This is a genomic window from Algoriphagus algorifonticola (assembly GCF_007655305.1).
GTDB lineage: Bacteria > Bacteroidota > Bacteroidia > Cytophagales > Cyclobacteriaceae > Algoriphagus > Algoriphagus algorifonticola.
This window is the reverse complement of the sequence record NZ_VLOG01000036.1, coordinates 1-6038: the sequence shown is the minus strand read 5'-3', so window position 1 is coordinate 6038 and position 6038 is coordinate 1. Positions and strand designations below refer to the sequence as shown.

Here is a 6038-nt window from a genome sequence, read left to right as displayed (position 1 = left end):
AAAACGTTGTGCAACATTTGCAAAACAATCGAACTGAATTGAAATATGGGAATTTTTGACCTTTTTAAGAAGAAACAAAAGTCTACCGAATTTAGATGTTCGACTTGTGGAGAAATACACGATGAATTGCCAGCACTTGGATTTATTACACCTTTCTACTATGAAACTCTAAACGAAAAAGACAAAAAAGAAATTGCTGAAATTTCAAGTGATTTTTGCGTAATAAATCACGAAGACCAAACTGACAGATTTATAAGAACTGTATTGACAATTCAAATTAATAATGCCTGTGAAAATTTAGATTACGGAGTTTGGGTTTCTTTAAGCGAAAAGAGTTTTAACGAATATGAGGCTGACTTTAAGAATAATGCTGAAGAAAAAACTTATTTCGGAATGATTAGTAATGACATTCCTGATTATGAAGAAAGCACTTTGGGACTGCACGTAAATGTGAACACAAGAAAAGGTGGAATAAGACCAGAGATTATTCCTCACGAAAACGACCATAAATTGATTTCGGATTGGGAGAATGGAATTTCAATTGAGGAAGCTGAAAAGCGAATAGAGAGAATGAACAATTCTTTAACCAAAAAGAAAACTCAAAAATTGACAAATGAACAAATTAGAACAGAGTTTAAAAAATTTGTCGGAAATGATAAATACACTCATTTCATTTTGACTCTTTACGAAGCATTTCCTTTGAGAGAAAAACTGTTTTTTTGGCAAGAAGAATTACTAAATAAATTTTCGCAAGAATATAATATTGAAGAAATAGAATATAAAAACGTCTACGAAATATTTAATCATTGTCCAATTCACGACTTTGAATTAAAAAAAGATACTGTGAAAATCGTTGATGGGAATGATATAACCCCAAAGACATCATATGAAAAAGAAAAAAAGCTTTTTCCAATGGCAAATATTAATGCGCCCAGAGATTTGGAAAGATTTAGCTATCCCAAAGATGTAGATGTTGTTTATTGCGAAAAATGTAGAGAATTGAAAAATAAATATTAAAAAAACGTTGCACAACAATGGCTATAAGTAATTGCTTGTTCTCGCCTACTTTGGAAATTCCTGCGGAATTTCCAACTTGGTGTGTACCTGCAAAGTTAAGTGCTAACCCACGCAACTACTCATAGCCGAGACCGTTACCGCTAATGTTGAGAAACAAACTATGAAGCAAATCATAAGCATTATTATATTAAGCCTCATTTTTTCAAATAGCTATTCTCAGCGTTTTGATAGTAAATTTGACACACTCATTGCATCTTTTGGGACAAGAGTCGGACCTTTTTATGAAGACTCACTAAGAATACCAGAAATTTATACAGGAAAAGATTTTAGCATCCGACTTGCTGAAAATGCCTTAGACCTTAGACTTGAAAGTAAAATACTTTTGAATCCAAGTTCTGATGACCACTTTCCGCTTTCATATTCAGTCATTTACGATGACCATTTAATTTCTCTATTTAAACCAGGAAACTTTATCTGTTACAGGCTTGAAGACTTTTCAAGAAACACTGAATTAGAAAAGTCATTAAATAAGAAAAAATTTAAAAGACACTCAATTATTGATAACAATCTCCATGCGCAAACAAAGTTCGGGTTTTGGAATGTATATTCAGGCAATAAGTGGAAGAAAGCCAACAGAATTCCAAATCCTGAAAAATTCAAAAGTCATTTATATTATGACAGTGAGTTTATCGTATTTAGTGACTGTAATGGCGAATGGGGTGGAACATTATACTTTTATCATAGACCAACTAAGGAAACCTATTATACATCAGCTACATGTGCAAACACAGTCACTCGAGATAAAAATGGATTCAAAGTACTTTCTCATTTAGGACATGGTTTTGGATTTGCTGACATAAAGCAAATAGTAGAACCAACAAAACTTCCAAAGCTTAAAGACTTTAAAGGAGACAAACGAAGCATAAATGCTATAGGAAACTCAGATACAACAAATGTTGCCAAAGAGATTTTTGATTTTTTTGGGATTCAAATTTTCTCAACTTTCCCACTTTCAGGAAAAGAGCATTTCATAATTCATTGGCAAGAAATGACTTTTTTGGCAGAGATTAATGGGACTGAAATTTTAATAGTTCACCCTTTATTCAATTCAGATTTATATACCCATGACCCCATCACAAAAAATTACAAGTCGGGAGAAGTGCTTATTAATTTAGACCATTATGGATCAGGTTTAGAGAGAGAAATTTCTATGATATTAGTAAAAGGCAATAAAATGACCAAAATTGAATGGAAAGAGAAACACTAGCGGTAACATCACCTAAGAGCAAGCGTGCGGGAAGAGCTAAATTGAAAGTGATTACCTCTAATAAACATTGCTCGTGGCAGACAGTGAATCGGGTTTTAATGCCCGCCTGCTCTTAGCCCTGACCGTTACCACCAAGCTTAAAAAAACAGCAATGCAAGAAGCTAACTTAAAACAACAGTTTGATGCTATACTTAAATTGACCATTACACCTGCATTGAAAGGTTTGGGGTTCAAAAAAAAAGGACTTCATTTTCAGAGAAGTGTGACTGATATTTTCCAATGTTTGAATATTCAGAAAAGCAAGTGGAATTCCTATGATGAAAGCATAAGCTTTACTTTTAATTTGGGTTTTTACAATGGAAAAATCAACAGAATTTTAACTGAAAAGGAGGATTCAATTTTGTCGCCTCAGGTTGATGATTGTTTTATTCAAGGAAGAATCGGAAATCTTACTAAACGTAAAGACCATTGGTACGAATTAAATAATAAAGAGAGTTTTGAGGTAATAAGAGAACAAGTTGCAAACCACATTGAATGCTTTTTAATTCCTCACTTTGAAAAGTATAATTCCATTGAAAAACTTGTAGAGCTTGTAGAAAAAAATGAAAGTGACCGGATTTACATGATTTCACCAATAGGGAAGTTTATATTATTGATGATAACAAATCAAAAAGAGGTTGCTACCAAATAAATAAAGGTTGAGTATGAAAATGCTTTGAATCCACAAGAAACAACACAAACGATAAATTATCCTAATGGAACAAGCAAAGTATACACTTCAAAGCCATTTATATATCAATCTTATATAGACTTTATAAAAAAGTTTGCAAAATATTATGGTATAGAGCTCTAGAACAAAAGAAAGCCAAGTGGTAACATCACCTTGGAAGACAGCGGGCGGTTCCGAGTAAATAGAAAGTTTAGTATCTTTAAGAAGTTAGGAGTAGGCTGGAAGGGAACGGCTCCGAATGCCCGCCGTCTCCAAGCTGAATCCCGTTGGCGGTAATTATAAAAACGACACTAAATGAGCAAATGTTACTTATGTGGACAAACAATGGTTGACCGACCTGTTGATTATACTTTAAATAAAGACAAGTATGAAAACTTAGCTATTAAGCACGAAGAACACATTATTCAAAATGCAATTTATGGACGACTAACAGACTCTGAAATACTTTGTGAAAAATGTGGCGGAAAATTATCCGCTGAAATTGATGCAGATTTTAATAAAATTTTTCACGGAATTACAGAACAATTAAAACACATACTAGCTTCAAAAGACCACGGAAATAATAATTTCAATAGAACTTTAAAAGGTTATATTTTTAAACAAGACAAAACTAAAATTGAGGTTCATATTAAAGAAGGCAAAGTTGTTCCTATAAAACCAGACTATGACTTTGTTGCTACTGAAAATAAAGTTCTTATTTATTGCTCACAAAAAACAGCAAAACATTACCAAAATAAAGTAAAACAAGAATTAACAGCAAAAGGGATAGACATTAGTAAAATTTCTATTGAAATAATTGATGATATTTCCAATACGGGCGAATTAGGAATTTTCTTTTCAGAAGGCATAGAAAATTTTAACTCTAAAATCAAACTTGGTTTAAATAAAATAGCAACGGGATTTGCTGTTGCAAATGGAATTGACAGAACGCAATTACCTTGCACTCTTGACATAGATAATCAAAAAATCATTTTCACTTCTAATGTAGTTCCCTTTTATCCTTACTCTGCATTGGACGTTACAATTGAGCCATTCAGAGTTGTGGTAGAAGACAATTTTCCGACACATACGTTGATTCTTTATACAGACAATTTTTCAAAAAATAAGAAATTAGTATGCTACATTGATTTGTTTAGCACATTTCAATTTTATGTAATACTCAATCAGGACTTTAAGGGAGAAGATATTCAAAAGGTTTATTATCAAACTGTTTTAAAACAAGAAAAACCAAAATTAAATATAAGAAACACTCGAATAAAATTTCTAAGTATCATTGCTGAATCTATCGGTGTTTCATTTGACGAATTGAAAGGAAAAAGTGTTGAAGATATATACACTTACTTAGAAACAAAATATAATCAATTCACAGTTTCATACGAATTGGACTTGAATGAATATATCAAAGACATTTCCAATAAAGCGAGTATGAATCTTCTAATAAAAAAATCAGGCATTACGTCTCATCTTGGCGACATAGAACGAGAAATAGTAGAAGCGACACCTGAAATGGAAATAGACGATATTTCTGCAATGTATTACGAACTCAATAGAATAGAAAGCGAGGGACAACTAAATTACAGACAAAATTTTATTGAAACGACAGATAAATTAGAACCTGTTTTATATTCTACTTTGTATAAAATGATAGAATTAAACAATGCTAACCCTGATATTTTTAAGTCATATGGACATTTTAAATTTTATCAATTGACGCAATTCATCAAAATGAACGAATTCAAAAAATAACTACCGCCAACAGGCGTTTGGCTCAATGGCGGGTGACGTAGTTAATTGAACATTCTACCTCGCATCAACTTTTGTGGTGTATTGATAGTTTTGTGCTCCGAAATCCGCCACTGCGCCAAGCGCGAAAACGTTGTGCAACATTTGCAAAACAATCGAACTGAATTGAAATATGGGAATTTTTGACCTTTTTAAGAAGAAACAAAAGTCTACCGAATTTAGATGTTCGACTTGTGGAGAAATACACGATGAATTGCCAGCACTTGGATTTATTACACCTTTCTACTATGAAACTCTAAACGAAAAAGACAAAAAAGAAATTGCTGAAATTTCAAGTGATTTTTGCGTAATAAATCACGAAGACCAAACTGACAGATTTATAAGAACTGTATTGACAATTCAAATTAATAATGCCTGTGAAAATTTAGATTACGGAGTTTGGGTTTCTTTAAGCGAAAAGAGTTTTAACGAATATGAGGCTGACTTTAAGAATAATGCTGAAGAAAAAACTTATTTCGGAATGATTAGTAATGACATTCCTGATTATGAAGAAAGCACTTTGGGACTGCACGTAAATGTGAACACAAGAAAAGGTGGAATAAGACCAGAGATTATTCCTCACGAAAACGACCATAAATTGATTTCGGATTGGGAGAATGGAATTTCAATTGAGGAAGCTGAAAAGCGAATAGAGAGAATGAACAATTCTTTAACCAAAAAGAAAACTCAAAAATTGACAAATGAACAAATTAGAACAGAGTTTAAAAAATTTGTCGGAAATGATAAATACACTCATTTCATTTTGACTCTTTACGAAGCATTTCCTTTGAGAGAAAAACTGTTTTTTTGGCAAGAAGAATTACTAAATAAATTTTCGCAAGAATATAATATTGAAGAAATAGAATATAAAAACGTCTACGAAATATTTAATCATTGTCCAATTCACGACTTTGAATTAAAAAAAGATACTGTGAAAATCGTTGATGGGAATGATATAACCCCAAAGACATCATATGAAAAAGAAAAAAAGCTTTTTCCAATGGCAAATATTAATGCGCCCAGAGATTTGGAAAGATTTAGCTATCCCAAAGATGTAGATGTTGTTTATTGCGAAAAATGTAGAGAATTGAAAAATAAATATTAAAAAAACGTTGCACAACAATGGCTATAAGTAATTGCTTGTTCTCGCCTACTTTGGAAATTCCTGCGGAATTTCCAACTTGGTGTGTACCTGCAAAGTTAAGTGCTAACCCACGCAACTACTCATAGCCGAGACCGTTA

At 32.3% G+C, this 6038-nt stretch carries 5 protein-coding genes; all 5 read left to right on the top strand.

The genetic code is table 11. The features are described from left to right. The first annotated feature begins 45 nt into the window (after positions 1 to 45). The 5 genes from FL972_RS07640 (at position 46) to FL972_RS07615 (ending at position 5901) form a co-directional block, all read left to right on the top strand. The gene (locus FL972_RS07640) at positions 46 to 1017 is read left to right on the top strand and encodes a DUF2199 domain-containing protein (RefSeq protein ID WP_144602766.1); all 972 of its coding nucleotides are present in this window, start codon (positions 46 to 48) and stop codon (positions 1015 to 1017) included. A 160-nt stretch (positions 1018 to 1177) separates the two neighbouring features. Next, the gene (locus FL972_RS07630) at positions 1178 to 2284 is read left to right on the top strand and encodes a hypothetical protein (protein ID WP_144604483.1); all 1107 of its coding nucleotides are present in this window, start codon (positions 1178 to 1180) and stop codon (positions 2282 to 2284) included. Between the two features lie 73 nt (positions 2285 to 2357). Then, positions 2358 to 2975, top strand: coding sequence for a DUF4304 domain-containing protein (locus FL972_RS07625; protein WP_144604481.1), 618 nt, complete (start codon positions 2358 to 2360; stop codon positions 2973 to 2975). Between the two features lie 333 nt (positions 2976 to 3308). Then, positions 3309 to 4760, top strand: coding sequence for an HNH endonuclease (locus FL972_RS07620; RefSeq protein WP_144604479.1), 1452 nt, complete (start codon positions 3309 to 3311; stop codon positions 4758 to 4760). Between the two features lie 169 nt (positions 4761 to 4929). Then, positions 4930 to 5901, top strand: a complete 972-nt coding sequence (locus FL972_RS07615; RefSeq protein WP_144602766.1) for a DUF2199 domain-containing protein — start codon at positions 4930 to 4932, stop codon at positions 5899 to 5901. Positions 5902 to 6038: the final 137 nt, after the last annotated feature.

Coding starts and splice junctions, on each gene's coding strand:
- FL972_RS07640 (WP_144602766.1), top strand. CDS start 46: ATGGGAATTTTTGACCTTTTTAAGAAGAAACAAAAGTCTACCGAATTT.
- FL972_RS07630 (WP_144604483.1), top strand. CDS start 1,178: ATGAAGCAAATCATAAGCATTATTATATTAAGCCTCATTTTTTCAAAT.
- FL972_RS07620 (WP_144604479.1), top strand. CDS start 3,309: ATGAGCAAATGTTACTTATGTGGACAAACAATGGTTGACCGACCTGTT.
- FL972_RS07615 (WP_144602766.1), top strand. CDS start 4,930: ATGGGAATTTTTGACCTTTTTAAGAAGAAACAAAAGTCTACCGAATTT.